This is a genomic window from Phenylobacterium sp., assembly GCF_036677185.1.
Classification (GTDB): Bacteria; Pseudomonadota; Alphaproteobacteria; order Caulobacterales; family Caulobacteraceae; genus Phenylobacterium.
The window spans coordinates 336512-361324 of record NZ_JAKFEN010000012.1; the positions used below are offsets into that span (position 1 = coordinate 336512).

The 24813-nt window shown below is 66.4% G+C and carries 23 protein-coding genes; 14 read left to right on the forward strand and 9 right to left on the reverse strand.

Going from position 1 to position 24813, the window contains the following annotated elements; genetic code table 11:
- Nucleotides 1-198 precede the first annotated feature (198 nt).
- The 6 genes from V6M51_RS03120 (at nt 199) to V6M51_RS03145 (ending at nt 7978) form a co-directional block, all read left to right on the forward strand.
- Entirely contained in the window at nt 199-1827 is a 1629-nt protein-coding gene (locus tag V6M51_RS03120) for a serine hydrolase domain-containing protein (RefSeq protein ID WP_332764548.1), read from the forward strand.
- Nucleotides 1824-2405, forward strand: a complete 582-nt coding sequence (locus tag V6M51_RS03125; protein WP_332764550.1) for a hypothetical protein — start codon at nt 1824-1826, stop codon at nt 2403-2405. The genes V6M51_RS03120 and V6M51_RS03125 overlap by 4 nt, the downstream gene beginning before the upstream one ends.
- 3 nt (nt 2406-2408) lie before the next feature.
- Nucleotides 2409-4073, forward strand: a complete 1665-nt coding sequence (locus tag V6M51_RS03130) for a serine hydrolase domain-containing protein (RefSeq protein ID WP_332764551.1) — start codon at nt 2409-2411, stop codon at nt 4071-4073.
- Entirely contained in the window at nt 3976-5298 is a 1323-nt protein-coding gene (locus tag V6M51_RS03135) for a Zn-dependent hydrolase (RefSeq protein ID WP_332764552.1), read from the forward strand. The genes V6M51_RS03130 and V6M51_RS03135 overlap by 98 nt, the downstream gene beginning before the upstream one ends.
- Nucleotides 5295-6428: an alanine racemase gene (locus V6M51_RS03140; protein WP_332764554.1), complete on the forward strand. Its 1134-nt coding sequence runs from the start codon at nt 5295-5297 to the stop codon at nt 6426-6428. Before V6M51_RS03135 ends, V6M51_RS03140 begins: the two co-directional genes overlap by 4 nt.
- A gap of 62 nt (nt 6429-6490) precedes the next feature.
- The gene (locus V6M51_RS03145) at nt 6491-7978 is read left to right on the forward strand and encodes a M81 family metallopeptidase (protein WP_332764556.1); all 1488 of its coding nucleotides are present in this window, start codon (nt 6491-6493) and stop codon (nt 7976-7978) included.
- A gap of 6 nt (nt 7979-7984) precedes the next feature.
- Here V6M51_RS03145 and V6M51_RS03150 read toward each other — a convergent pair whose 3' ends face one another.
- From V6M51_RS03150 to V6M51_RS03170, 5 genes are all read right to left on the reverse strand, one after another.
- A complete protein-coding gene (locus V6M51_RS03150; RefSeq protein ID WP_332764558.1) occupies nt 7985-8740 on the reverse strand; it encodes an ABC transporter ATP-binding protein in 756 nt (251 codons plus the stop codon).
- Nucleotides 8737-9528, reverse strand: a complete 792-nt coding sequence (locus V6M51_RS03155) for an ABC transporter ATP-binding protein (protein ID WP_332764560.1) — start codon at nt 9526-9528, stop codon at nt 8737-8739. Before V6M51_RS03155 ends, V6M51_RS03150 begins: the two co-directional genes overlap by 4 nt.
- Nucleotides 9525-10370 carry an ABC transporter permease gene (locus tag V6M51_RS03160; RefSeq protein WP_332764561.1) on the reverse strand — a complete coding sequence of 282 codons (846 nt, stop codon included), beginning with the start codon at nt 10368-10370 and terminating at the stop codon, nt 9525-9527. Before V6M51_RS03160 ends, V6M51_RS03155 begins: the two co-directional genes overlap by 4 nt.
- Nucleotides 10367-11371: an ABC transporter permease gene (locus tag V6M51_RS03165; protein ID WP_332764718.1), complete on the reverse strand. Its 1005-nt coding sequence runs from the start codon at nt 11369-11371 to the stop codon at nt 10367-10369. The genes V6M51_RS03160 and V6M51_RS03165 overlap by 4 nt, the downstream gene beginning before the upstream one ends.
- An 88-nt stretch (nt 11372-11459) precedes the next feature.
- Nucleotides 11460-12083 (reverse strand): helix-turn-helix domain-containing protein, encoded by a 624-nt coding sequence (locus V6M51_RS03170; protein ID WP_332764562.1) that lies wholly within the window; start codon nt 12081-12083, stop codon nt 11460-11462.
- A 200-nt stretch (nt 12084-12283) separates the two neighbouring features.
- Between V6M51_RS03170 and V6M51_RS03175 the strand changes: the two genes are divergently transcribed.
- From V6M51_RS03175 to V6M51_RS03185, 3 genes are read left to right on the forward strand one after another with little or no spacing between them, the layout of a single operon-like run.
- On the forward strand, nt 12284-13456 hold the full coding sequence (locus V6M51_RS03175) for a diaminopropionate ammonia-lyase (RefSeq protein ID WP_332764563.1): 1173 nt from the start codon (nt 12284-12286) through the stop codon (nt 13454-13456).
- Nucleotides 13453-14472 carry a threonine ammonia-lyase gene (locus V6M51_RS03180; protein WP_332764565.1) on the forward strand — a complete coding sequence of 340 codons (1020 nt, stop codon included), beginning with the start codon at nt 13453-13455 and terminating at the stop codon, nt 14470-14472. The genes V6M51_RS03175 and V6M51_RS03180 overlap by 4 nt, the downstream gene beginning before the upstream one ends.
- Before the next feature lie 11 nt (nt 14473-14483).
- Complete coding sequence (locus V6M51_RS03185) at nt 14484-15029, forward strand: RNA polymerase sigma factor (RefSeq protein ID WP_332764566.1); 546 nt, start codon at nt 14484-14486, stop codon at nt 15027-15029.
- Nucleotides 15030-15032: 3 nt separating this feature from the next.
- Here the strand turns inward: V6M51_RS03185 and V6M51_RS03190 are convergent, their stop codons facing one another.
- Complete coding sequence (locus tag V6M51_RS03190) at nt 15033-16580, reverse strand: class I adenylate-forming enzyme family protein (RefSeq protein WP_332764567.1); 1548 nt, start codon at nt 16578-16580, stop codon at nt 15033-15035.
- A 181-nt stretch (nt 16581-16761) separates the two neighbouring features.
- On the opposite strand from V6M51_RS03190, the gene V6M51_RS03195 reads away from it, so the two are divergent.
- Together V6M51_RS03195 and V6M51_RS03200 are read left to right on the forward strand one after the other, a co-directional pair.
- A complete protein-coding gene (locus tag V6M51_RS03195) occupies nt 16762-18933 on the forward strand; it encodes a TonB-dependent receptor (protein ID WP_332764569.1) in 2172 nt (723 codons plus the stop codon).
- A gap of 140 nt (nt 18934-19073) precedes the next feature.
- Nucleotides 19074-20324: a pyridoxal phosphate-dependent aminotransferase gene (locus tag V6M51_RS03200; RefSeq protein WP_332764571.1), complete on the forward strand. Its 1251-nt coding sequence runs from the start codon at nt 19074-19076 to the stop codon at nt 20322-20324.
- Nucleotides 20325-20386: 62 nt separating this feature from the next.
- Here the strand turns inward: V6M51_RS03200 and V6M51_RS03205 are convergent, their stop codons facing one another.
- The 3 genes from V6M51_RS03205 to V6M51_RS03215 all read right to left on the reverse strand — a co-directional run bounded on the left by V6M51_RS03205 (nt 20387) and on the right by V6M51_RS03215 (nt 22193).
- Nucleotides 20387-20884, reverse strand: a complete 498-nt coding sequence (locus V6M51_RS03205) for a PaaI family thioesterase (RefSeq protein ID WP_332764573.1) — start codon at nt 20882-20884, stop codon at nt 20387-20389.
- Nucleotides 20885-20967: 83 nt separating this feature from the next.
- On the reverse strand, nt 20968-21780 hold the full coding sequence (locus V6M51_RS03210; RefSeq protein ID WP_332764575.1) for a crotonase/enoyl-CoA hydratase family protein: 813 nt from the start codon (nt 21778-21780) through the stop codon (nt 20968-20970).
- A 92-nt stretch (nt 21781-21872) separates the two neighbouring features.
- Complete coding sequence (locus tag V6M51_RS03215; RefSeq protein ID WP_332764576.1) at nt 21873-22193, reverse strand: helix-turn-helix domain-containing protein; 321 nt, start codon at nt 22191-22193, stop codon at nt 21873-21875.
- 176 nt (nt 22194-22369) lie between these two features.
- Between V6M51_RS03215 and gcvA the strand changes: the two genes are divergently transcribed.
- The 3 genes from gcvA to V6M51_RS03230 all read left to right on the forward strand — a co-directional run bounded on the left by gcvA (nt 22370) and on the right by V6M51_RS03230 (nt 24625).
- Nucleotides 22370-23293 carry a transcriptional regulator GcvA gene (gcvA, locus tag V6M51_RS03220; protein WP_332764577.1) on the forward strand — a complete coding sequence of 308 codons (924 nt, stop codon included), beginning with the start codon at nt 22370-22372 and terminating at the stop codon, nt 23291-23293.
- A gap of 221 nt (nt 23294-23514) precedes the next feature.
- Entirely contained in the window at nt 23515-24279 is a 765-nt protein-coding gene (locus V6M51_RS03225; RefSeq protein WP_332764578.1) for an SDR family NAD(P)-dependent oxidoreductase, read from the forward strand.
- A gap of 196 nt (nt 24280-24475) precedes the next feature.
- Nucleotides 24476-24625, forward strand: coding sequence for a DUF2274 domain-containing protein (locus V6M51_RS03230; protein ID WP_332764579.1), 150 nt, complete (start codon nt 24476-24478; stop codon nt 24623-24625).
- Nucleotides 24626-24813 lie beyond the last annotated feature (188 nt).

Here is a 24813-nt window from a genome sequence, read left to right on the forward strand (position 1 = left end):
TGCGGCCCGCGCATCGGACCCCTCTCCGCGAATAACGACCTCCAGTCAGCCGCTGGGAATTGCGTCATGCTGGGTTCCCAGAGCGAGGGGCTGATACGTTTCCAATGCAAGGGCCGCGCGACCGGCCGATGGCGTCGGGGAAAGTTGATGGGGTCTGTTTCAATGCATCGGTCGAGAGCCGCCGTTCTCGCGACCCTGATGTCGGGCGTGATGGCGATGTCGTCGGTGTGCGCGCCCGCTCAAGCCGCCGACGGCCGGGCCTTGCGACGCGACGCCGACAGCCTCTTCCGGCCATACTCGAGCCCGGGGGCCCCTGGCGGCGCGGTACTCGTCATGGACGGTGGCAAGCCCGCTTTTTCAGCCACTTACGGCCGCGCCGACATTGAGCATGACACCCCCGTTTCGCTGGACACCGTCTTTCACGTCGCCTCGCTGACGAAGTCGTTCACGGCGTACGGGATCGCCCTCCTGGAAGCCGACGGAAAGCTCTCACGGCGTGACTCGATCCGGCGCTACGTGCCCGAACTGGCGCCCTATGCCGACAACATCACCCTCGAGCATCTGATCCATCATACGAGCGGCATTCGCGACCACATCGGGCTGTCGACGCTCGCGGGCTGGCGTCCGGACGACACCGTGGATTCGGCCGACGTCTTCCGGATGATCCGGCGCCAGACCGCAGGTCAGTTCGCGCCCGGCTCGATGTACGATTACAGCAACTCGAACTACTTCCTGCTCGCGCTCGTCATCCAGCGCGTGTCGGGCAAGTCGTACGCTGACTTCATGCGCGAGACGATCTTCGTTCCCGCCGGCATGACCGCCACGGTCATCAAGGAGACCCCCAACCAGCTCATACGAGGCCAGGCCAAGTCCTACGAACAGGGCCCGGACGGTCGCTATCGGCGGGCCTTCCTGCAATTCGGCTATGCCGGCGACACCAACCTGATGACGAGCATCCGCGACCTCGGTCGGTGGGGCGATTTCGTGATGACCTCGAAGATCGGCGGACGCCCCGCCTATGAGGTGTTGGCCGAGACGCGCCCCTTGGCCGGCGGTGGAGCCAACGACTACGGCTGGGGCTTCGAGGTCGGTCAGGTCGGCGGCCAGCAGACCCTTCGACACGGCGGCTCCGATGCCGGTTTCCGGGCCCATATCCTGCTGATCCCCGGACAGCGGAAGGCGGTGGTGGTCGCCGCCAACAGCGATCAGGTGTCGATGTCCGTGGTCGCGGACACGCTGGCGACGAGGCTGACGGGCCAGCGCCGCGGCGTGCCCCGCCCGAAGGCCGCGGCGAGCAAGGACCTGAAGCGGGCGCTCAGGGAGTACGCCGGGGTCTACCGCCTCGAGAATGGTCTGGTCTTCACGTTCGAGGACCAAGCCGGCGCGGCGCGCCTTGAGGTCTTTGGCCTCGGGACCTTCATGCCGACCTTTGTCGAACCCAATCGCTTTGTGGTGCCTTCGGCGAACTCTGAAGTGCGCTTCAGTCGGACGGACAAGGGGGTCCTGGTCGAGGTTGAGATGAGCGGCGGGGTGACGACCGGACGCCGGGTGGACGCGGCCTCCGCCAGGCTGCCCCAGACGGTGCTCGGCCCCACGTTCTACTGTGACGAGCTGTTCGCCGCGTACCGCGTGGACGCGCCGGCAACGGCGTTGCGGTCGGCTTTGGGCGACCCGATCGGCCTGCTCCCGCTCGACGCCAGCAGCTTCATGCTGAAGACCTGGGGCAGCGGCGTGGGATCGGTGGCGCAGGACCCGCGCGGCGGGACCGTCCTCACGCTCAAGACCTTCCGTGGCGGCACGTTCTCCTGTCCGGAGCGTCTGCGATGAGCGGTTCTCTGACAGAGCTCGTCTCGCGGTGCGCGCTCGCCGCCGCAGCAGGTTCGGCGCCCGTTGAGGAGATCAGCGCCGCGATCCGATCGTTCATGCAGGATCCCGACCCGGCGGCCGTCGCACAGGACGAGGAAGAGGTCTGCCTCTATCGATCCGACAGGCTTACGCTCATGAGCATACGGCAAACGCCGAATGTGCTCTTTCCGCCGCACGACCACGCGATGGTGGCCATCATCGGCACCTATGAGGGCGAGGAGATCGCCAAGCGGTTCCGCGCGGCGCCGACTGGCGTGGTCGAGCTGGACGAGATCAGCATCAAGTCGGGCGACGTCGCGACGTTCTCGTCCGACGCCATCCACGCCGTCGCGAACGTTGGCGAGGGCTACAGCCGGGCGATCCACGCCTATCTCGGTGATCTGGTGACGACCCCTCGCTCGATCTGGGATCCGGAGACGGGCGAGAAGCATCCGTATTCCGACGAGACCTATTTCCGGCTGGCGCGCCCCTACGATCCGTCGAAGCCGTTCAGCCGACCCAACACCTCATTCGCGCACAGCGACCAAAGCGGACATTGAGCCTTGAAGCTTGCAATCATCCTTCTCGTCACGACCGCGCTGGTCGCCGGCTCTCCCGCGATCTCGGCGGCGGCTCCCCAACCAAAGCTGCCGGTCGCGCAGTACGCGACGCCTGACGGCCCCGGCCTGGCGGTCGCCTCTTTCGGCCCGGACGGCAAGGTTCGGTCGGCCGCTGCCGGCCTCGCAGACGTCGAGGTCGGCGCGCCGTTCCGGACCGACACGCCGATCCATGCGGCGTCTGTCACGAAGCAGTTCACCGGCGCGGCGATCATCCTCCTCGTCGACCAGGGCCGCCTGTCGCTAGATGACGACGTCCGCAAGTACCTGCCCTGGATGCCCGACTACGGGACCAAGATCACGATCCGGCACCTGCTGGACCATCGCAGCGGTCTGCGCAGCATCGATGCGATCTTCGCGCTGCAGGGTTTGGAGAACTCCGACCCTGAAACGCGTGATCGTGTCATGGAGGCGATCAAGCGCCAGCGCGGTCTCAACACCGATCCCGGCGGCGACTTCATCTATGGCAACACCGGCTACTTCCTGCTGGGCGAGGTGGTCGCGGCCATCACCGGCGAGAGCTTCTCGAGCTGGACCCGGAAGAACATCTTCCTTCCCTTGGGGATGAAGAACACCCAGATCCTCGAGGACCATGCCGCGATCCTTCCCGGTCGCGCCGTCGGCTATGAACCGGGCCCGGGAGGCCTTCAGCTCGCCGAGGCGCTGCACGGCTTTGGCGGTCCCTCGAACCTCCACACGACGGCCGACGACCTGATCATCTGGTGCAAGGCCCTCATCGAGCGCCGTGGACCGGCAGGCGCGCTCGCTCGTCGCCTCGCGGCGGTCACGCCGCCCGTAACCGGATCCGTCTACGCCTACGGCCTGGAGGTTTCCCGGTCCGACGGCCGGCTGGTCTGGGACCACGGTGGCCTCTCCTCGGGCTATTCGGCGCGGGTGTTCATTCTCCCGGAGGAGCGCCGGGCGGCGGCGACCCTCAGCAATGGGGCGCTGGATTTCTTCCGCACCCAAACCGTGACCCGGGCGGCCGGCATGGGCCAGTCCCTGCCGACGTTCGCGGCGCCCGCAGGGCCCGCCATCGACCCTCGGGCGGCGCAGTCGGCAGAAGGTCTGTTCCGGGCCGATACCGGGGTAACGCTCCGTGTCTGGCGGGAAGGCTCCAAGCTTAAGACGGCCATCATCGGGGTTCCCGGCGAGTTCGAGATCGTGCCGTCTGGCGACCGCTTCGCGGTGCCCGCGCTGAACGCGACGATGCGAATGGACAGGATCGATGGCGAGCCGGCCAGGGTTCTGACCTCGGAGATGAATGGACAGATCATCCGAGCCGACCGGATCGAAGCAGCGGCGCTCACCGGCGATCTGACGCGGTTCCAGGGACGGTACTTCAGCTGTGATCTGCAGACGATGTATGTCGTCGATCGCCGGGGGGCATCGCTCGAACTGTCGAGCGCGCGGTTCTCCGAGCTGCCGCTGACGCCGACCGCGGAGAACACGTTCCTGGCCACCCTCCCGATGGCCGCATCGGTCGCGACCCTGAGCTTCAAGCTCGGCGCCGATGGCAAGGCCGCCGGTCTGGTTGTCAGTACTGATCGCGCCCGGAACATGCCCTTCAGCCCTGCTCGAGAAGGCGCAACCGTTGACTGCGGGAGCTGATCGAGCCTGTCTGATCGATGGGGACCGCCTGCTCCGGCGCCTTCAGGCTCTGGGCGAGGTGGGCGCCACGGGCGATGGAGGCGTATGTCGGCTCGCCCTCACGGACGCGGACCGGGAGGGGAGGGATCTCGTCTCCGGTTGGATGAGGGAACTCGGACTACGTGTCTGTATCGACCTGATCGGCAACGTGGTCGGTGTCTGGGATGCCGAAGGCGGGGATGGCCTGGTCCTCACAGGGTCCCACATCGACACCGTCGCCTGCGGCGGCCTGTATGACGGTAACCTGGGCGTCCTCGCTGGCCTTGAAGCGATCGAAAGCCTGCGGGAAGCCGGCTTCCGCCCGACCCGGTCGCTTGGCGTCGCCTTCTTCACGAACGAGGAGGGGGCCCGCTTTTCGCCGGACATGCTTGGGAGCTTGGTCTTCGCCGACCAACTCTCTGTGGAGGATGCCCTGGTCACCCGCGCCATCGACGGTCCCTTGCTTGGCGCCGAACTGGAACGGGCAGGCTATGCGGGGTGCGAGCGCTTCTCGATCGACACCTTGAAGGCCTTCGTCGAGCTGCATATCGAGCAGGGGCCGATCCTTGAAGCCGTCCAGTCGCCCATCGGCGTCGTCCTCGGAGTTCAGGGCATTCACTGGCTGGAGGTCGAGTTCATTGGTGAAGCCCGCCACGCCGGGACCACGCCAATGGCGATGCGGCGGGATGCCGGCGCAGCCGCCTTCGCCCTGGCGGCCGGGGTGGCGAACCTGGCCAAGCGCGTTGGTGGAGACCAGCTCGCAACGGTCGGCCGTGTGGTTCTAGAGCCCAACCTGGTCAATGTCGTTGCTCGGCGCGCGACCATGACGGTGGATCTGCGCAACACCGACGGCGACCTCCTGAGGTGTGCTGCGGCCGAAGTCGCCGATCTGGCTCTCTCCATTGCAGAGGCATCGGGGCTGGGCCTCGAAATCCGCACGCTCGTAGACCTGGATCCGGTCGTCTTCGACCCGGCGGTTGTCGACCTTGTGCGAGAGGAAGCCCACCACCTGGGCCTTTCAACCTACGACCTCCCGAGCGGTGCGGGGCACGACGCGCAGATCCTGGCGCGGGTTTGCCCTGCGGGCATGATCTTCGTGCCGAGCGCCGGGGGCATAAGCCACAATCCCCGCGAGCACACCGACGCCAGAGAGCTTGTGCAGGGGGCGGAAGTCCTGACCTCGGTGCTACGGCGGCTCGCGGCGTGAACGTCCTTCTGCTGGAGGCGCTTTCGACGCCCGAACTCCTGCTCGATCTGGATGCGATGGAGCGCAACGCACAACGGATGCGGGACCACGTCAGGACGTTGGGTCTGGATTTTCGGCCGCATGTGAAGACGGCCAAGTGCATCGAAGTAGTCGAGCGCATGCTCGGGGAGGGGCCGCGCCGCATCGCTGTCTCGACGTTGCGGGAAGCGGAATGGTTTCTGACCCGCGGCGTCAGCGACATCCTTTACGCGGTGGGTGTCGTGCCGGCGCGATTTGAGCGGCTCAGCCGCCTCGTTCGCGCCGGAGCCGACCTGACGCTGGTGGTCGACTCCGCGGCGGTGGTCGTCGCCCTGGCCGCCTTCGCGAGCGCCGAGAACCTGGTGTTCAGGGTCCTGGTTGAGCTGGACGTCGGTGCGGGCCGAGCTGGGGTTTCTCCCGACTCAGCCGAGCTTCTCGAGATCGCGACCCTGATCGCGGCATGCCCCTCGCTCCGTCTGTCCGGCGTCATGACCCACGCGGGGCATGCCTACGGGGCGGCCGATCTCGAGGACCGCCGGCGGATCGCTCGCGCCGAGGCCGCAATGGCCGCACACGCCGCGGACAGATTGCGGTTGTCCGGACTCCCGGTCGATATCGTATCGATCGGATCGACGCCCAGCATCGACGCCCTCGACGAACGCCTCGGGGCGACCGAGGCCCGGACCGGCGTCTACATTTTCAACGACCTGGATCAGCTGAAGCTCGGCGTTTGCCAGCGGTCGGACCTCGCGCTGACGGTGCTGTCGCGCGTCGTCGGCCACAATCGAGCCGCCGGTCGCCTGCTCATCGACGCGGGGATCCTGGCGTTGTCCAAGGACCGAGGTCTGACGCCCTCCGGTGTGCCGAGCTACGGGGAGATCTGCGATCCCAAGACCTTGCTGCCGATCGAGGGACTGACGCTTTCCAACCTCAATCAAGAACATGGGATCGCGGAGGTCGCGGACGAAGGTGTCTACGAGCGGTTGCCTGTCGGAGCCTTGGTGCGTGTGGTTCCCAATCATGCCTGCATTACGGCCGCCGCCTTCCAGGGCTACGCGCTGGTTCGCGGCGATCAGGTGGTTGATCGGTGGGCCAGGGACAACGGATGGTAATTCGCAGATCGGGCGCGGAGTTCGTTGAAGAAAGACGCCGTCAGGGGATCTCGTCGATGAAAATGTATGTGGCCGTACTCGCGCATGAGTCCAATTCCTTCTCCCCCCTGCCGACGGATCTCGAAAGCTATCGGGACATGCTCGTCTTCCGGCCGGACACCGGCGAAGGCGCCGAACGGCTCAAGCAGTTCGAGGACATCGCCCCTCTCGCGAGCCTGAGCGAAGCGCGGGGGCATGAGGTCGTCCGCGGCGTGTGGGCGGCGGCGACGCCTAGCGGCCCCACCGTACGATCCACCTACGAAGGGCTGCGGGACGCGATCCTGGCTGGCCTGGCGGCGGCCGCCCCGGTCGACGCCGTCCTGCTGTTCCTGCACGGAGCGCAGATGGCGGAGGGCTACGATGACTGCGAGGGCGATCTACTCGTTCGCGTGCGGGAGCTGGTCGGCCCGGAGACTTTCGTGGGCGTCCTCCTCGATCTGCATTGCAACGTCACGCCGGCCATGGTGAGCGCCGCAAATGCGCTGGTGCCCTGCAAGGAGTATCCTCACATTGACTGGCCGGAGCGGTCCGCCGAACTCGTCGAAATGGCCGAGGGGGCTGTTCGGGGCGAGATCCGCCCAGTCACCGTGTTCCAGCCCGTGCCGATGCTGGGCTTCTACCACACCACCCGCGAACCCCTTCGGAGCTTCGTCGACGAGCTGACAGCGCTGGAGGGCAAGGACAAGGTCCTGGCGGCCAACCTGGCTCACGGGTTTCCCTTTTCCGACCAGGCCTACACGGGCGCGGGCGTCATCCTGGTCATGGACGGGGAGGACGTCGGCGGCCGGCAGACGGCCGAGGGGCTCGGACGCCGCTTCTTCGCCATGCGTGAAGCCGTCGACGCCAGCCACCCCGACATCCACGAAGCCCTGGATCGCGTTGAGGCACTCGTCGCCCAGGGCGGAGGTCCCGTCGTGCTGGCCGACACCTCGGACAACCCCGGAGGCGGCGCGCCGGGCGACTCCACGTTCGTGCTCGACGAGGTGTTCAAGCGTGGCATGACCGGCGTGGCCGTCGCCCCGCTCTGGGACCCGGAAGCGGTGAAGATCGCTTTCCGCGCCGGGCTCGGCGCCCGGCTGGCCATGCGCATTGGTGGAAAGCTGGGGCCCCTGTCAGGCGATCCGCTCGACCTGGATGTGGTCGTTCGGGCTCTCAACCCGGATGCTCAGCAAGAGACGTTTTCGCAGCAGCGGGACTCGCTGGGCCCCTGCGCGGCCGTTGAGACCGATAGCGGCGTGACCATCGTTCTCTGCACCGTGCGGCAGCAGACCTTCAGCCCGGACTGCTTCACGGAGCTGGCCATCGATCCGGCGAGCCAGCGGGTTCTGATCGTCAAGTCGGCTCAGCATTTCCATGCGAAGTTTGCGCCGATCGCGCGCGAGATCGTCTACTGCCGCGGCCCTGGCTATATGGACTCCGACTATGCACGCCTGCCTCTGACGAAGGTGCAACGACCGATCTGGCCGTTGGATGCGGCGCCCTTCGAAGCGCACGGGATCACCTGGGGCTGAGGCGCGTTAGCCGAGGGCTCGAGCGGCTTCGATAAAGCTGCGCGAGCGAGGGTCGACGGCCCCGCCGCGGCGCAGGTCGTCGTCGCTCAGAACTTCGGCCAGCGCGCCGTCGAACATCATCCCGATCCTCGAACAGACCTGGGAGAGCACCGCTAGGTCGTGGCTGACGAACACCATCGTCGTCGCGAGTTCGCTGCTCAGGCGCTGAAGTAGCCCCAGGATCTCGGCTTGAACGAGTACGTCGAGCGCCGATGTCGGCTCGTCGAGCAGCAGGACACGCGGGCGCACGAGAAGGGCGCGGGCGATCGCGAAACGCTGTCTCTGTCCGCCCGAAACCTGGTGCGGATATCGCTTGAGCAATGCGCGCGGAAGCTCCACCGCCTCCAGGATGCCATCGAGCGCTGCCGCCGCCGAAGAGCTTGCTCGTAGCGCCTGAGCAAGACTGCCTTCGAGTGTCTTGCGAGGATGGAGCGAACCGTATGGGTCCTGAAAAACCATCTGGACGAGGCTCGGGTCAGCTCCGAGGCGCCCCGGAGCCACCGGTTGCCCACAGAGCGAAACCGAGCCGCTCCAGCGCCCTTCCAGCCCGGAGATGCATCTCAGGACGCTGGACTTTCCCGAGCCGGACATGCCGGCGAGTCCGAACACCTCGCCTGCGCCGACCGTAAAGGAAAGGCCCTTGAGAACCTGCTTCGCTCCGCCGCCGGCCGGCAGCTCCAATGCAAGGTCACGCACCTCGATCGCGGACTTGGCTTGTATCACGGGGCCTCCAGGCGAGGAGTCGCGGCGATCAATCGGCGCGTCTGGCCGATATCGCTTTGCAGGACAGCGGCGGTCGTCCCGCGATCGATGATTTCGCCCTGGTCCATCACGACGATCTCATCGCAGAAGCGGGAGAGAAGGTTGACCTCGTGACTGACGAACACGAGGGTGCACCCGCGAGAGCGTACGAGGCGATCGAGAATCTCGAGCACTTGCCGCTTTACGGGGGCATCGAGCGCGGACGTCGGCTCGTCGGCTAGGATGAGCGCAGGTTCCTGCAGCAGGGCCATGGCGATCATGACGCGTTGGCCCATCCCGCCCGAAACCTGGTGCGGGAACAGTTTGTAGACGCCCTCGGGATCTTCGATTTCGACGGCCGCGAGCATCTCCAGCACCTTGGCTCTCATCGCGGCCGAGCGGCGGCCGAGCGCAGGCCAGATCGCTTCGCCGATCTGGTCGCCGACCGGCATCAGCGGGTTCAGGGCGTGTCGGGCGTCCTGCATGATCAGGCCGATGCCCTTGCCCCGCAGCTGTCGCCATGCCGCCGCGTGGGATGGCTCCATGTCGTGACCCAGGATGCGAAATTTCTCCGCGCGCCAGCTGCCGGGCCTCGGATAAAACCCGCACAGAGCCCGACACAGCGTGGACTTGCCGCTACCCGAGGCCCCGAGCACACCCAGACGGCTTCCCGGTTGCACGACGAGGTCGACGGCGCGGAGGAGACGCTTGTCCGCGCCGGCGAAGACCTCAAGTCCGCGCAGATCCACCACTGGTGCCGGGGCCGTCATTGGCGGCTGGTCCTGGGATCGAGCATGTCGCGCACGGCGTCGCCGATCAGATTGAATGCGATGCAGATCAGCAGGATGGCGGCGCCGGGCGCTGCGACCAGCCAGGGGTATTCGAGCATGTACCGTCGACCTGTCGAGAGCATCGCGCCCCATTCGGGCTCGGGCGGCTGGGCGCCGAGTCCGAGAAATCCGAGGCCGGCCGACGTCAGGATGATCGCCGCCATCCCCATCGCGGTGCGGACCAGGACCGCGGGCAGGACCATCGGGAGGATGCAGGTAAAGACAATGCGCGTTGGCGAGGCGCCGAGCATGCGCTCGGCCAGGACGTACTCGCTGGACCGGATGACCCGGGAGTCGGCGCGCGCGATCCGCGCAAGGCCTGGCCAACTGGTGAGCGCCACGGCCAGGACGGCTTTCTCCAGGCCGGGGCCCAGCGCCGCCGAGAAGGCCAGGGCGAGGATCAGACTTGGAAAGGACAGGAAGAGGTCGGTGACGCGAGACAGGACGATATCGACCCATCCGCCGAAGTAGCCCGCGGCCATGCCGATAAGCAGCCCGGCCGGCGCCGCGATCGCCACCACCAGCGCCGACATCAGGAGTGTCGACCGCGCGCCCCAGATCAACCTGCTGAGGATGTCTCGCCCGAACTCGTCGGAACCCAGCCAGTAGGTCGCGGAAGGCTCGGCGAAATTGACGGAGAGATCTTGGGCCAGCGGATCGTGCGGGGCGATCCAGGGCGCGGCCAACGCGGCGGCGCTGATCGCCGCCAGGATGACGATCCCCGCGAGCAGGTCGGCGCGGAGGCGCAAGGTCAGGCCGCCGGTTTCAGCTGTCGTCGTCATGCGGCCAGCCTCGGGTCTATGCGTTCGCCAATCCAGTCCGCGAGTTGGTTGAGGACGATGAAGATCACGCCGACGAGCAGAACGCCTCCCACCACGGCGTTGACATCCCCCGAGAGCACGGCGTTCGCGAGATAGAGGCCAAGGCCCGGCCAGGCGAAGACCACCTCGATGAGGACCGATCCCTCGAGCAGTCCGGCGTAGCCAAGGGCGATGACGGTCACGAGTTGGACAAGGGTGTTGCGGAACGGGTGCCGCACGACGAGGCGCCAGCCTGAGACGCCCTTTGCCCGCGCGGCGGTCACATACTCCTGCTCCAGCTGCTCGAGGAGAAAGGCCCGGGTCATGCGGGACAGGAACGCGGCGCCGAGGACCGTGAGCGTCAGTGCTGGCATCAGCATGTGGTGAACGGCGGAAGCCGCTGTGGTCCAGTCCCCGCTGAGGGCTGCATCGAGCGTGAGAAACCCGGTGATCTCCGGCGTCTTCAGGATCAGCGCTGGATCAACACGGCCAGGCCCTGGCAGCAGTCCCCATTCGCCGTACAGCAGGCTGACACCCATGAGACCGAGCCAGAAGATGGGCGTCGAGAACCCGATCAAGCCCGCCAGGCGCACCAGATAGTCCAGCACGGTATTCTGCCGGAGCGCCGCGAGGACGCCCAGGGGAAGGCCCACGAGGACTGACAGCACCATCGCCAGCGTGGCGAGTTCAAAGGTTGCCGGGAAGACCCGCAAGAGATCGAGCTCGACCGGATTTCCGGTTACGGTGGAGACCCCGAGCGTGCCGCGCGCGAAGCCGGCGACATACCGGACGAGTTGGACGGGCAGGGGCTGGTCGAGGCCCATTTCGGCCCGCACGCGCGCGTAGACGGCCGGGTCGGCGGTCTCGCCGACAACGGCGACGACCGGATCGCCCGGCAACATCCGTGTGACGACAAACGTCAGCAGCAAGAGAAGGAAGAGGGTGATGGCGACGGACGCCAATCCTCTGATCACTCTTCCCATCGCCAAGGCTCAAGCTCCTTCGGGCGGGGCTGTTGCAGCTGCCTTCATACAGACAACGATGGCTGCGTTCAGCTTGGGACAGGACGGATCAGTTGTCGTTCCCGACTGGCGCGACGCCATGGCTCAACGATAGGACTACGGCGTCATCCTTGCTGTGCGAGGCGAGCGCGTGCCGGATGCTACTGTCGAAATGGACGCTCTCTCCGCGCCGCAGGATGATGGGTTCCCGCTTCTCCATGTAGAATTTCACCGTCCCCGAAAGGACGTAGATGAACTCCTCGCCATGGTGCTGATTCCACTCCTCGAAATCGTCGAGCGAGCGAGCCTTCACGACGATCCTGACCGGGAAGATCGCCTTATGGGACAGTTCGCCCGAGAGGATGTTGTACTGATACTGGGCCGTCTCAACGACGTCCTCGCTGTTCAGCCGGTTGACCGTATGGGCGCCGTCAGTGAACGGCCGCGGGCAGTCCGTATCGAGTCCCGCCATGCTCACGTCGAGCGCGTTGAAGAGCTTGGCCAAGGTCTCGAACCTCAACGCGATGCGGTCGTTCTCGAGCTTTGAGAGCGTTCCGACGGACACGCCGGTCATGCGAGCAACCTGCTCAAGCGTGAGGTTGTTGGTCTCGCGATAGCTGCGAAGCTTGTTGCTCAGGCGCCGCTGGTCAGACGGGAGTTCCGCGCGTGCTTCGCGTGTCCTGGGTCGCGCCATGCTGCTGCGGCTCCTCGCTGCCTACCGGAAACGCAAGCCTAGAGAGCCGCGCGCCCCGGCACAAGCGAGGGTTTTTCCTAAACGAAAAATAATCTGGACAGGCTGGCGTCGTCACCATAGCTTCATCGAGGTTTTTCCAAAAAGAAAAAGTAGTTTTTCTCGGAGACAAAATGAGCGTCGCAGATTTCCAGGGGTGCACTTTGATCGCCAACCCGTCCGCGGACGCCGGGTCCTATGGCGAGGCGGAGCGCGTCGGCTTTGATCCCTCTACCGCGGAGATCGCCCGCGCCGAGCTCAAGGGCTGGCGGGACTACGCCGTGACCCCGCTGGTGGAGCTGCCCGTGCTGGCCGACCGGCTCGGCGTTCGGCAAGTCGCCGTCAAGGACGAGGGGGCGAGAACGGATCTGGGGAGCTTCAAGGCGCTTGGGGGCGCCTATGCCATCTGCCAGCACCTGAGATCCTATGTGGAGCAGGGGGCAGGCGTCGCCCACGTTTCAGCCGACGACCTCGAGAACGGCCTCTACAGCGACCTCACGCAGGCCGTGGTCGCGACCTGCGCCTCGGACGGCAACCATGGACGCTCCGTCGCCTGGGGCGCCCGCCGCTTCGGCTGTGGTTGTGTGGTCTACCTTCCCCGGTCGGTTTCAAGCCGGCGAGCCGAGGCGATCGAGGCCTATGGCGCTCAGGTCGTCTGGGTCGACGGGAACTACGACGATGCTGTTCGCTTGGCCGCCGAGGATGCCCAGCGACTGGGCCGCACCGTCATCGCCGACACCTCCAGCCCGGCGTATCAGGCCGTCCCGCGGCAGGTGATGGCGGGCTACAGCCTGCTGTTCGAAGAAGCACTCGATCAGCTTGAGCGCGCGCCCTCGCACGTCTTCGTCCAGGTCGGTTGCGGCGCCCTGGCCGCGGTGGCCGCCGGCTACCTGTGGGCGCGCCTGGGGTTTGAACGACCCAAGATCATCGCCGTTGAGCCGGTCAACGCCGCCTGTCTCCTAGAGACCGTCCGGGAAGGCGAGTTGGCCATCGTCGGCGGCGAACACGAAACGATCATGGGCGGTCTGGCCTGCGGCGAGGTTTCCTACATCGCCTGGCAGGTTCTCCGGCGTGGGTTGGACTACGCCCTCGCGATGCCGGACGAGTTCGCCCTGCAGGCCATGGTGGCGCTTGCTGACGGAAGCCTCGGCCACCGGCTTACCGCCGGAGAGACAGGCGCCGCCGGCGTCGGTGCGCTCCTGGCCCTGGCGCAAGACGCGTCGACTCGGCAGGCGCTGGGTCTGACGGATGAGAGCCGCGTCCTTCTGGTGATCACCGAAGGCGCGACGGACCCGGACCTCTATGCGCGGCTGTTGGCAGCGGGGGCGCTCCAATGACCGCGATCCTGTCACCTTGCGTCCTGAAGGGGCATGCCAGAAGCGTCTCGCGCGTCGTGTCGCAACTGGCGCGTCGCACCCCGCTCCTGGAGTGCGACGAGCTGAACGCCCGGGTCGGCGGCCGTGTCCTGTTGAAGGCGGAATGCCTCCAGGTGACCGGGTCCTTCAAGCTCCGTGGAGCCTGGTACGCCCTCTCCCGACTACCCAAGCCGCTCCGGCGCGCCGGCGTGCTGGGCATGTCGTCGGGCAATCACGCTCAGGGTTTGGCCTTCGCGGCTCGCCACCTGGGCATACCCGCGACCCTGGTGATGCCTGTCGGCGCGCCGAAGGTGAAGGTCGACAAGGTCCGCGCCTTCGGCGCCGAGGTGGTGTTCTTCGACGGTCCCCGCGACGACTGGGATAGCTTCGCCCAGGGGCAGGCCGAGCTTCGCGGCCAGCATTACGTTCACTCCTACGACGATCCCAACATTGTCCTCGGCCAGGCGACAGTGGGCGTCGAGTTGCTCGCGCAGGCCAAGGCGATGCGCGTCGTGCCGGACCTCCTGCTTTCGCCCTGCGGCGGTGGGGGCCTGACGGCAGGCTGCTGTCTGGCCGTCGAGGCCTTTGCACCCGGTGTGCGGGTGCTCAGCGTCGAGCCTGCGGCGCTCAACGACATGCAACGCTCGTTGCGGTCGGGTCGCCGCGAAGAGAACGCCACTTCGGCGACCTCGATCTGTGACGCTCTCAGAGCTCGCCGACCGGGGCAGGCGACCTTCGAGGTCATCTCGAGGGTCGCGGCCGGCGGCCTCGCTGTGGACGATGCCGACACCGTCGCGGCGATGAGCTTCGCCGCTCGAGCGCTGAAGCTCGTCCTGGAGCCGGGCGGCGCGGTCGGTCTCGCGGCGCTGCTGAGTGGCGCTATCGAGCTGCGTGGGCGCTGTGCGGCTGTCGTCCTTTCGGGGGGAAACGTCGAGCCTCAGCTGCATTGCGACGCCCTATCCGGATCGGGCGGCTGGCGGCCGCGAGCGGCGGCCTAGGAGGGCAGGTGATGTGCATGTCGCCCCCGCCCGGCCTCGCCGATCACGTCGCTCACCAGCGCATCGACAGTTTGTATCGCGAGACCTATCCCACCCTCCTGAGGTTCCTGTCGGGCCGCCTGTCGAACGCCGAGGACGCCAAGGATGTCGCCAACGAGACGTTCGTCCGTCTGCTACGCGACGACGAAGGTCGACCAGAGCGCCTGACCGCGGCGATGGTCTTCACCATCGCGGGCAACATCGCGATCGACATCCTGCGCCAGCGCACCCGGCGCGGCGACACACACCTGGCCGACCTTCCCGCAGGCGAAGACCTTGCCGCAGACCAGCCTTCGCCGGAGGCGACCTGCGCGGCTCGCTTCGAACTCCAGCGTACGTTGACGTGGCTCGATGACCTGCCGCCCAAGTGCCGATACGCCTTTGTGCAGCATCGGGTCTGGGCCGCCGACTACGCCGCCATCGCCGCCGAATTAAGCCTCACTGAAAGCATGATCCGCAAGTACGTGCTGCGGGCGCAGCGGCACTGTAGCCGCATGGCGTCCGAGCTTGCCGCCTGACCGCTAGCTGACCAACCGGCCGTTGTCGGGCCAGAAGGGCGCGCGCAAGGCGCGCTTCAGGACCTTTCCGGCCGCGCTCAGCGGGAAGGGTTCCTCCCGCAAGGAAACCGACCGGGGCGCCTTGTAGTTCGCGATCCGGCCTCGGCACCAGTCGATGAGTTCCTGAGGTTCGACGCTTCGATCCGGTCGGAGAATGATGATCGCGTGAACTCGCTCGCCCCACCGCTCGTCGGGAACGCCGATGACAGCGACCTGCCCCACGGCAGGGTGGGCCGCCAGGACATTCTCGACTTCCGCCGAGTAGACGTTCTCGCCGCCTGACACGATCATGTCCTTCAGGCGATCGACCAGGAACAGGAAGCCGTCCCCATCCAGATAGCCCGCGTCGCCTGTGTAGACCCAGCCGTCTCGCAGGGTTGCGGCCGTCTCCTCCGGCTTGTTCCAGTATCCGAGCATCGCGCCCGGGCCACGAACCCGGACCTCGCCAACTTCCATGGATGGGGCGGGCGTGTCGTCAGACCGCACGACTTCCAGCTCGACGCAAAGGCTCGCGCGACCCGCCGACCTGAGTTTTCCGGCGGCCGGGCCTTCAAGGGTGTGACGCTCCGGCGGCAGGACGCTGATGAGCGGCGACAGTTCGCTCTGCCCGTAGCCCTGGATGAACCCGCATTCGGGGAGCCGGTATATGGCGTCCAGCAGGGTCGTCTCGTCGATCGGCGAGGCTCCGTAGGCCAGGCATTCCAAGGACGTCAGGTCCGCGTCTCCGCAGTCGGGATGGGCCAGGACCATGCGGAGCATCGTCGGAACGAGAAGCAGGTGAGTAATGCGGTGTTCAGCGACCGCCTTGAGCGTGGCGGCCGGCTCGAAGGTGGGAAGGAAATAGTGCGTGGCGCCCGCGATCGTCCCCGCGAGACTGAGAGCCACATCCGCCAAGTGAAACATTGGAGCGACGTGCAGATAGCGGGCGCGGGCGGAGATGCCCGCTTCGGCCATGAAGGCGATCCCGCTGGCCCAGAGGCCCTGCGGGCTCACCATCACTCCCTTTGGCGCGCCGGTCGTCCCGCCCGTGTAGTAGACGCCCGCCATATCGGTAGGGGCCAGTCGGACCAGTGGCGCTTCGTCCGTTGAACGCCCGGCGAACAGGTTGTCGATGTCGACAACTGCGTATGCGACAGGCGCCTGGGCGACGGGAATTGCGGCGACGGCGGCCGCCTCAAGGCCCTGGGAGGCGAAGCTCTCGTCGACGATGAGCAGGGACGCCTTGCAGTCGCTCAGGGCGTAGACCAGTTCGGCCTGCGACCATCGGGTGTTGAGCGGCGTCAGGACCGCGCCGGCCCAGCTCACAGCCATCGAGACTTCGAGATAGCGGTCGCTGTTGGCGGCCAGCAGCGCGACCCTGTCGCCACGCCCAACGCCGCGCTGGTTCAGCTGAAATGCCAACCGGGCGACGTCGTCGCGCAGGACGCTCCAGGTCCGGTGGCGTCCCGGCGCCACCACAGCCAGGCGGGCCGGATGGATCTGTGCGTTTCTAACAAGGGCCTGGTTCAGCAACGTAGCCTCCCTTCCGGACCGTGGGTGGCCCAGACCTCTCCAAAACGCTGGCTCCGGGTTGATTGGGAAGCGACGAAGGGCAGTGTTCTCAGATCTGTCACTCTCGTCGTTTGAGGATCAGGCCCCGAAATCGCCGACCGGCGAGGCTGGTGGGTCCAACAAGCCTTCTGGGGGAAACACCATGCATCGAGTTCAAGCCATGTCGGCCCATGCACGCCGTCGGCATGCCCGCACGTTTGCTTTGGCGCTGTGCTGCGCCTCCGCGCTCGTCAGCCCGGCGCTGGCCCAGCCCGGCGCTCCCGCCAGCAACGAGGCCCAGACTGTCGATACGATCATCGTCACCGCGCAGCGGCGCGAAGAGCGTCAGATCGAAGTCCCCGTCTCCCTGACGGTGTTCTCGGCCGAGGCGGTCGAGAAAGCCGGGATCCACACACTCACTGAACTCAACGGCCTCGTGCCGAACGTGACAATCGACGCGGATTCCGTGCTGCAGATCCGCGGCATCCGCTCCTTCACGCGCAATATCGGCTTCGAAGCGAGCTCGGCGGTCTACGTCGATGGCGTCTATCAGGGCCGTTCTCAGGGCAACCAGCAGGACCTTCTCGACATCTCGTCGGTCGAGGTGCTGCGTGGGCCGCAGGGTACGCTTTTCGGGAAGAACTCCCCGGCCGGCGCGGTCAACATCACCACGCTTAAGCCGGGTCCGGAGTTCAAGGCGATGGTGCTCGGCGAGGCCGGCGATCGAGACCTGCGCCGGGTGAGCGCCTATGTCGCCGGACCCCTGGTCGGAGACTCACTCTTCTTCAAGGTCGCGGCCTTCGGCGCCAAGCAGGACGGCCCCTTCACCAATCGCGCGACCGGGTCGACGCTCGACAACCTCGACTATCGCGGCGCCCGAGCGACGCTGCGGGGGCTGGCGGGTGAGACGGAACTCATCCTGTCGGGGGATGTCTATCGCAGCCGCAACAATCCCTGGATCGGCGGTCTGGTGACCGGCTTCGGTTCAATCCCGGGCCGGGATCGCCGCGACGGCGACTATGACTTCGACGGTCGCGAGAACATCGACCGGGAGGGTGTGTCCTTCACCGTCAACCATCCGATCGGCGACCTGGACCTGACGTCGATCACCGCGTTGCGGGCCCAGGACTACGAGTTCGGCAACGACTCGGACGGCACGACGCTCGACGCCGTTCAGACCGACTTCCACGACAGCAACGAGACCTTCAGCCAGGAGCTTCGTCTGTCGTCGCCGGCCGGCAACCGCGTCGGCTTCGTCGCGGGCCTCTTCTACTTCCACCAGACGGCGGACTCTGACCGGGCCTTTACCACTGGGCCGGATTTCTCGGTCGTTCTCGGCCTGCCCCCGGGCCTCATTCCCAGCCTGAACATCGCCAACGGCTCGAAGGTCGAGACCGAGTCCTACGCGGCGTTCGGCCAGGTCGATGTGGACATCACCGAGAAGCTCGGCGCGTTCGTCGGCATCCGGTACACGAAGGAAGACAAGGACCTTCGCTTCCAGCAGGGCGGCGGTACGCTCTTCGGCTACCCCAACCTGACCGTCTCCGACAGCCTGTCGGACGACAACTGGTCGCCAACCGTCGGGATCACCTACGCGATCCGCGACGACTTCCGCGTCTACGCCAAGGCCTCGCGCGGCTACAAGAGCGGCGGCTTCAACCCTGATCTCGTCACCACGGCGCCGATCCCCTTTGGTCCTGAAACGCTGACCACCTTCGAGGCGGGGGCAAAGGGGGTGTTCTTCGACCGGACGACCAGCATCGAAGTCGCGGTCTTCGACACCGAGTATCAGGATCTCCAGATCAGCCGCTTCCTGGGCGGCTTCCTCGGGACCCAGATCGTCAACGCCGGCTCGGCCCGGATCCGCGGCTTCGAGGCGGATGTCACGTCGCGCCCCATCCGCAACCTGGAGCTCAATGCCGGCGTCGGTTTCCTGGACACCGAGTTCGAAGACTATGACGTCGGCGGCGGACTGACCTTCAACGGCAACGAACTTCCCGGCGTGAGCCGCTGGAACCTGTTCGCGGCGGCCCGCTACGAACTGGACAATGGCCTGTTCGGTCGCCTCGAAGCGACCCATCGCAGTTCGAGCTATCTGACCGAGGCAAACGACTCGGTCTTCCGCCGGCCGAGCTTCACGATCGTCGACGCCCAGGTCGGTTGGCGCCATCCGGACGATACCTGGGAAGTGACCCTCTTCGGCGACAACATCTTCGACGAGGACGTGATCCAGGACATGTACACGAGCGTCCTGCCGCCGCCGTCGAACAACCAGCGGTACGAGATTCTCAATCACCCGCGGACGTTCGGCATTCGACTCCGCTTCAAGCGCTGATTTCCGGGACTCCTCCTCCCTACCGCCGCCGGTCCTGGCCGGCGGCGTCTTTTTTCCTGTTGTCCCGCGCCGGGCGCCTGTGCCCGACGCCTCACCGTGCGCGTCGCGATGGATCGGCGCGAAGGCCGAAGGGTATTGGAATGAGCTTCATGCGGACGGTTCCCTATATGGGCGTCATCCATGTTGTCGCGGAAGCGGCCAAGCTGGGCTTCCGCAACGGTCACCCCGACTGGTGCAACCTCGGTCAGGGTCAGCCCGAGGTCGGGCCTCTGGCGGGTGCTCCACCGCGGATATCCGAACTCGTCATGGCCGCGAGCGACCACGCCTATGGTCCGATCAACGGCGGCGACGACCTCCGCGAAGCCGTCGCCGCCCGCTACAACCGCCTGTATCGGAAAGGAAAGGCGTCGCAGTACACGCCGGACAATGTGGCGATCGTCGCGGGCGGCAGGCTGGCCCTGAGTCGCGTCTTCGCCGCCCTCGGCGAGATCGCCATTGGCTACCAGACGCCCGACTACACCGCCTACGAAGATCTTCTGGAGTACCACCAGCATCGCTTCCGGCCGGTGCATTGCGGCATGACCGAGGCGGAAGGCTTCCGGATTTCGCCAGAGCGCCTCGAGCGCGAGGTCGAAGCCCATCAGCTGTGCGCGTTCCTGCTTTCCAATCCGTGCAATCCGACGGGCGAGGTGATCTCAGGAGAAGACCTTGCGGCTTACGTCGACATCGGGCGTCGACGCGACTGCCTGATGATCTTCGACGAGTTCTATTCCCACTATGTGTACGACCTCGAGGAGCAATCCGTCTCCGCCGCATCCTGCATCGAAGACGTGGAAAAGGACCCGGTTCTCCTCCTGGACGGCCTGACCAAGAATTTTCGCTACCCCGGCTGGCGGGTCGGTTGGATCGTCGGCCCGTCGGAGCTGATCGAGATCATCGGGCGGGCAGCCAGCGCCATCGACGGAGGCCCGCCGCAGCCGCTGCAGCGTGCGGCCCTGACAGTTCTGGAATCCGCAAGGGCCGACCAGGAGACGCAGGCCGTCCGCCGCGCCTTCGCCGCGAAGCGCGCCCTGATGCGGAGAGAGCTGGAGGCGCTGGGAGTGCGGTTTCCCGGGCGCGGCGGGGGCACATTCTACCTGTGGGGCTCGATCGCCGATCTGCCGGCCCCCTACAACGACGCGGAGGCGTTCTTCCGCGCGGCGCTGGAGCGCAAGGTCATGGTGGTCCCGGGGGCGTTCTTCGACGTCAATCCGGGCCGTCGCCGGCAAGGTCCGTCGCCCTATGCCGACTGGCTTCGGTTCTCCTATGGGCCGCCCCTGGAGAACGTCGAACTCGGCCTGGGCAGGCTGCGGCAGATGATGGGCTCGGCGCAGAACGCGGTGTGGGTGTAGGTCGAACTCCGCGCCAATCGACTATCGGCGCGGCCCCGCGGAATCCAAGCCCTTGTCGGCGTTTAGCCTTCGCCCGGCGCTCCCATGAGCAGCAGCGTGGACGTGCCGTGTGCGTACAGCTTTCCGGCCCGGTCGCGTATGCTGGCTTCCGCCAGGGCGGTGCGTTTCCCGCGGCTAATCACCTTGCCCTCGCAGAGCACCGGACCGGTGTCGACGGTCATGGGCCGCAGATAGTTGATCTTCAGCTCGAGGGTCGTTGACGCCATTCCGGCGGGCAGGGTCGTGTGGACCGCCGACCACATCGCCGCGTCCAGCAGCGTTGCGGCAAAGCCGCCGTGGACAATGCCGATGGGGTTGTAGTGCTTATGCCCCGGATTGCCTTGCATCTGAGCCTTGCCGTCGTCGAACTCGACGGAGTGGAAGTCCATGAGCTCGCTGATCGGCGACCGCGGCCCGCCCTTCGCGAGGTTGCGCCTGAGCGCTTCGAGCCCTGACAGGGCAGGTCCCTTCTCCGATCCGCTGTCAGCCTGTTGGTTGGGCGCGCTGGGGGTGGTGGTCACGATTGTAGCTCCTCAAACAGGCTCGGCGCTGCGTGTCGGTTGTCGATGGTACGGGTCGGATGGGAGGCTTGGTCGGTGGTGGTTCAGCGGCCGAGGAAGTCTGCGACGCGCTTTTCCAGCAGCGACGCCATCCCCTCCCGCGCGTCGTCGGTCAGGCAAATCCGGCGAGCCTCTACCCTGACGTCTTCGATAGCGGCCGGCAGCCCCTGGCTCTCGCCCAGTCTGGCGTTCCTGAGCGCCGCCTGCACGGCGAGGGGCGCGCAGGACGCAACTCTCTCGGCGACTGCAAAGGCGACCTCATCCAGGCTTTCCGCCGGACATAGCTCGGTCACCAGGCCCCAGGCGGCGGCCTGTTCGGCGGAAAACCTGCCGCCGGCAAGCATGCAGTTCATCGCCGGCGCCCAGCCGATCGCTCGCGGGAGCCGGAAGGTCGCGCCGCCCATCGGCATGATGCCGCGCGTCGTTTCCTGCTGGCCGAATTCCGAGCCGGCCGCCGCGATGCAGATGTCGGCCGCGAGCACCAGCTCGAGCCCGGCGGTGAAGCAGCGTCCGTGAACGGCGACGATGATGGGCTTCTCGCAGCCCTCGGCATACATCCGGAACGGATCGCGCTGACCAGCCTCGAGATAGCTTCCCGACCCGCTGCGGATCGCCTCGGGAATGACGTCGGCAAGGTCCAACCCCGCGCAGAAGGTCGAGCCCTCGGCTCTGACGACCCCGCATCGCAGGCCGCCGTCCTCGGTAAGCTCCGTGTAGGCCTCCGCCAGACGCCTCAGGGCGTCCAGATTGAGCGCGTTGCGGGCTTGAGGACGGTTCAAGGTCATAACGAGGACCGGGCCGCGTCGGTCTACAATCACTGTGGGGTCAGGCACTTCGAAGTCTCCGCTGTCGCGCAAGGAGACCTTCGCTGATGAAGCTCGGCGAGGGCCGGAACGGCCAATGTTGTGATCGAACGGGCCAAGCGGACCCAGATCACCACGGCTTGCGCCTAGGCGAAGCGCTGCGCGGCGCCGACGCCGAACCGGCTGCGGTAGGCTCCCAGGGTGCAGCCCGCGATGATCCGGAACGCCCTTTGAAAGGCTTGGCTTTCGGAGAAGCCTACGGAGATCGCGATCTGTTCCAGAGATTGGTTGCCGGCCTCCAGCATGCACTTGGCGGTCTCGATCCTGACCCGACTGGTACTCGGCGGGCGACATACCCGTTGATCGCCTTCATCATGGCGCGCGAGACTTGGACCGAGAACCTGCGGGCCATCGCGGCCTTGGACATCCGCGATGGCGACCATGTGCTCGACCTCGGCTGCGGTCATCCACCGGGCGCGGCTATCATGTACCCATCCGGTGAGCACCGCGGCGGCAAGGTCCAGTTAGCGGACGTCATCAAGTTCCGGACGGGGTGGAAAGTCGCCATTGGCAGCGCGCCGAAAAACGGCCATCTGGAGCTATGTCGGTTCACTGAGACTGGTCTCAGCACATCTAAGTCGAAATGCGATCGCCAGTTCACCTCAACGCCCTCCGAGCCTTCGAGGCCAGCGCGCGCCACAGAAGCTTTTCTTTGGCCGCGTCCGAACTGAACGTGACCCCGGCGGCCGTGGGGCAACTGGTCCGCACGCTCGAAGACTGGTTGGACGCACCGCTTTTTCATCGGGGCTCTACAGGAAGGGTTCGGCTGGTGCTGACGGAGGCGGCCGAGCGCGCTCTTCCCGATATTCGGGCTGGCTTCGACGGCCTAAGCCTGGGCTTGGCGCGGATGCGGGAGGTCAGTTCCAACGCCGTGCTGACCGTCACTGTGAGCCCGGCCTTCGCGGCCAAATGGCTGCTGCCGCGTCTCGACCGCTTCCAGGCGGCCTGGCCCGATGTCGACGTGCGGCTCGACACCAATCTGAAGCTCCTCGACTTCGCCGCGCAGGGCATCGACATCGGGGTGCGGTACGGTCGTGGCGCCTGGCCGGGGCTGTTCGCCGAAAAGCTGATGGACGAAGAGGTCTACCCGGTCTGCTCGCCGGTCCTGGCCGCGCCCAACGGTGCTTTCCAGTCCGTCGGCGACCTTGCCGGCCAGACCTTGATCCACGATCTCTCGGTCGACCCGGCCGCCGGCTTCATGACCTGGGAAGCCTGGCTCCAGAACGCCGGCGCTCCGGAAGTACCGACTGCCCGGGGGTTGCGGATCAACAATTCGGCGGCGGTGCTGCAGGCAGCCATTGATGGCCACGGCGTGGCCTTGGCGCGCAGCATCATGGCCCGTGACGATCTGGCGGCCGGACGCGTGGTGCGGCTTTTTCCCGACATCACCGTGCCGTCGGCCCTGGCCTATTACGTGGTCCATCGCCCAGAGTGCGCCGGCCTTCCCAAGTTGACGTCGTTCCGGGACTGGCTCTTCTCTGAAGCGGACGCAGCGGCCGGCCGCTAAAGTTTTCCTTCAGTGATCGACAAGAACTTCCCGTTTGTCGGCGCGACCATCTGGGCCGATTATCTGTCTCGAAGCTGACGAGACCCAAGGAACACCAAGGCCTGGTGCTCAGGCTCGCAAGCTCCATCGCCAACATCACCACCGGATCGAGAGCCCGGTCGCGAGCCCATGAGGAGCCGCGGCGCACGCTGTCGCACGTCTCGAACAGAGAAAGAAAATCCATGCGCTTTGAAGGTAAGGTCGCCGCGATCACCGGCGGAGGCTCGGGCATCGGTAAGGAAACCGCCGTCCGTTTCGTGGCCCAGGGCGGCCGTGTCGCGATCAACGGCCGTGACTTGGCCAAGTTGGAAGCCGCCGCCCGAGAGATCGATCCCACCGGTGAGTGCGTCGCCATCAACGCCGGCGACATCGCCAATCCGGCCACAGGCGCGGCTCTGGTCGAGGCCGCCGTCTCGCGCTTTGGCCGGCTGGACGTGCTCTTTAACAACGCTGGCGTCTTTAATCCCAAGCCCTTCCTGGAGCTGACCGAGGGCGACTACGACTGGTATCTGGACACGATCCTTAAGGGGAAGTTCTTCACTGCCCAGGCCGCCGCCAAGGCTATGACGGACGGCGGCGCTATCGTGCAGACCGGCTCGATGTGGGCGATCCAGGCGATCGGCGCGACCCCGTCGGCGGCCTATTCGGCGGCCAACGCCGGCGTCCACGCCATGGTCCGCAACCTTGCCATCGAGCTGGCGCCGCTGAAGATCCGCATCAACGCCGTGGCCCCGGCCGTGGTGGAGACGCCAGTCTACAACACCTTCCTCTCCGACGAGCAGGTCAAGGAAGTGCTGCCGAGCTTCGACGCGTTTCACCCTCTGGGTCGCAACGGCCAGGCCGGCGACGTGGCCGAGGCTATGCTGTTCCTGGCCTCGGACCAGGCGTCGTGGATCACCGGCACGGTGCTGCCCGTCGACGGCGGCGTGACCGCCGGCCGTCAGTAAGGAGATCGAGCATGCTGGATTGGGAACGGCTATCGCACCGAGCTGCTCGGCCGGGTTTTCCGGTGCACGTCCTCCTGACCCGGGACCTGGTCCTCGAGCCCATCCGGAACTGAGACATGGGCAAGCTCAAACTCTCCGTCGTCCTTGACGACAAGCCGGTCCGCATAGCCATCGATTTGCCCGCCGACACCCACGGATGCTGGTGGCCTACGCCGAGGCGCTGGCGCGCGAGACCGGCCAGCCCGTCGAGCCGAACCGGCTCGTGGTGCCGATGCTCGTCCGGTTCATGCCGACGGATCGCGCCTTCACCCGGGGGCGGAAGACGACGCCGGCTTCGCCTGGTTGACCCGCAGCCAGTTCCGGGCAATCGCCAGCAGGCGCCGGATTGTCCCGGTCGCGCCGGTACAGGGCGGCCAAGGCGACCTCCGCGGTCGGCTCGTCGATGCGCACGAACCTCACGTCGGCACGTCTCATGCGCGCGAAGCTCTCAGGGATAATTGCGACGCCCTGACCTTCGCTGATGAAGCTCGGCGA

Excerpts from the sequence above, each read along its gene's own strand:
- V6M51_RS03120 (WP_332764548.1), top strand. The coding sequence starts at position 199 with ATGTCGGGCGTGATGGCGATGTCGTCGGTGTGCGCGCCCGCTCAAGCC.
- V6M51_RS03125 (WP_332764550.1), top strand. The coding sequence starts at position 1,824 with ATGAGCGGTTCTCTGACAGAGCTCGTCTCGCGGTGCGCGCTCGCCGCC.
- V6M51_RS03135 (WP_332764552.1), top strand. The coding sequence starts at position 3,976 with ATGGCAAGGCCGCCGGTCTGGTTGTCAGTACTGATCGCGCCCGGAACA.
- V6M51_RS03145 (WP_332764556.1), top strand. The coding sequence starts at position 6,491 with ATGTATGTGGCCGTACTCGCGCATGAGTCCAATTCCTTCTCCCCCCTG.
- V6M51_RS03155 (WP_332764560.1), bottom strand. The coding sequence starts at position 9,528 with ATGACGGCCCCGGCACCAGTGGTGGATCTGCGCGGACTTGAGGTCTTC.
- V6M51_RS03160 (WP_332764561.1), bottom strand. The coding sequence starts at position 10,370 with ATGACGACGACAGCTGAAACCGGCGGCCTGACCTTGCGCCTCCGCGCC.
- V6M51_RS03165 (WP_332764718.1), bottom strand. The coding sequence starts at position 11,371 with ATGGGAAGAGTGATCAGAGGATTGGCGTCCGTCGCCATCACCCTCTTC.
- V6M51_RS03170 (WP_332764562.1), bottom strand. The coding sequence starts at position 12,083 with ATGGCGCGACCCAGGACACGCGAAGCACGCGCGGAACTCCCGTCTGAC.
- V6M51_RS03180 (WP_332764565.1), top strand. The coding sequence starts at position 13,453 with ATGACCGCGATCCTGTCACCTTGCGTCCTGAAGGGGCATGCCAGAAGC.
- V6M51_RS03185 (WP_332764566.1), top strand. The coding sequence starts at position 14,484 with ATGTGCATGTCGCCCCCGCCCGGCCTCGCCGATCACGTCGCTCACCAG.
- V6M51_RS03195 (WP_332764569.1), top strand. The coding sequence starts at position 16,762 with ATGCATCGAGTTCAAGCCATGTCGGCCCATGCACGCCGTCGGCATGCC.
- V6M51_RS03200 (WP_332764571.1), top strand. The coding sequence starts at position 19,074 with ATGAGCTTCATGCGGACGGTTCCCTATATGGGCGTCATCCATGTTGTC.
- V6M51_RS03215 (WP_332764576.1), bottom strand. The coding sequence starts at position 22,193 with ATGACCGCAGCCGAGGTCGAGCACATGGTCGCCATCGCGGATGTCCAA.
- gcvA (WP_332764577.1), top strand. The coding sequence starts at position 22,370 with ATGCGATCGCCAGTTCACCTCAACGCCCTCCGAGCCTTCGAGGCCAGC.
- V6M51_RS03225 (WP_332764578.1), top strand. The coding sequence starts at position 23,515 with ATGCGCTTTGAAGGTAAGGTCGCCGCGATCACCGGCGGAGGCTCGGGC.
- V6M51_RS03230 (WP_332764579.1), top strand. The coding sequence starts at position 24,476 with ATGCTGGTGGCCTACGCCGAGGCGCTGGCGCGCGAGACCGGCCAGCCC.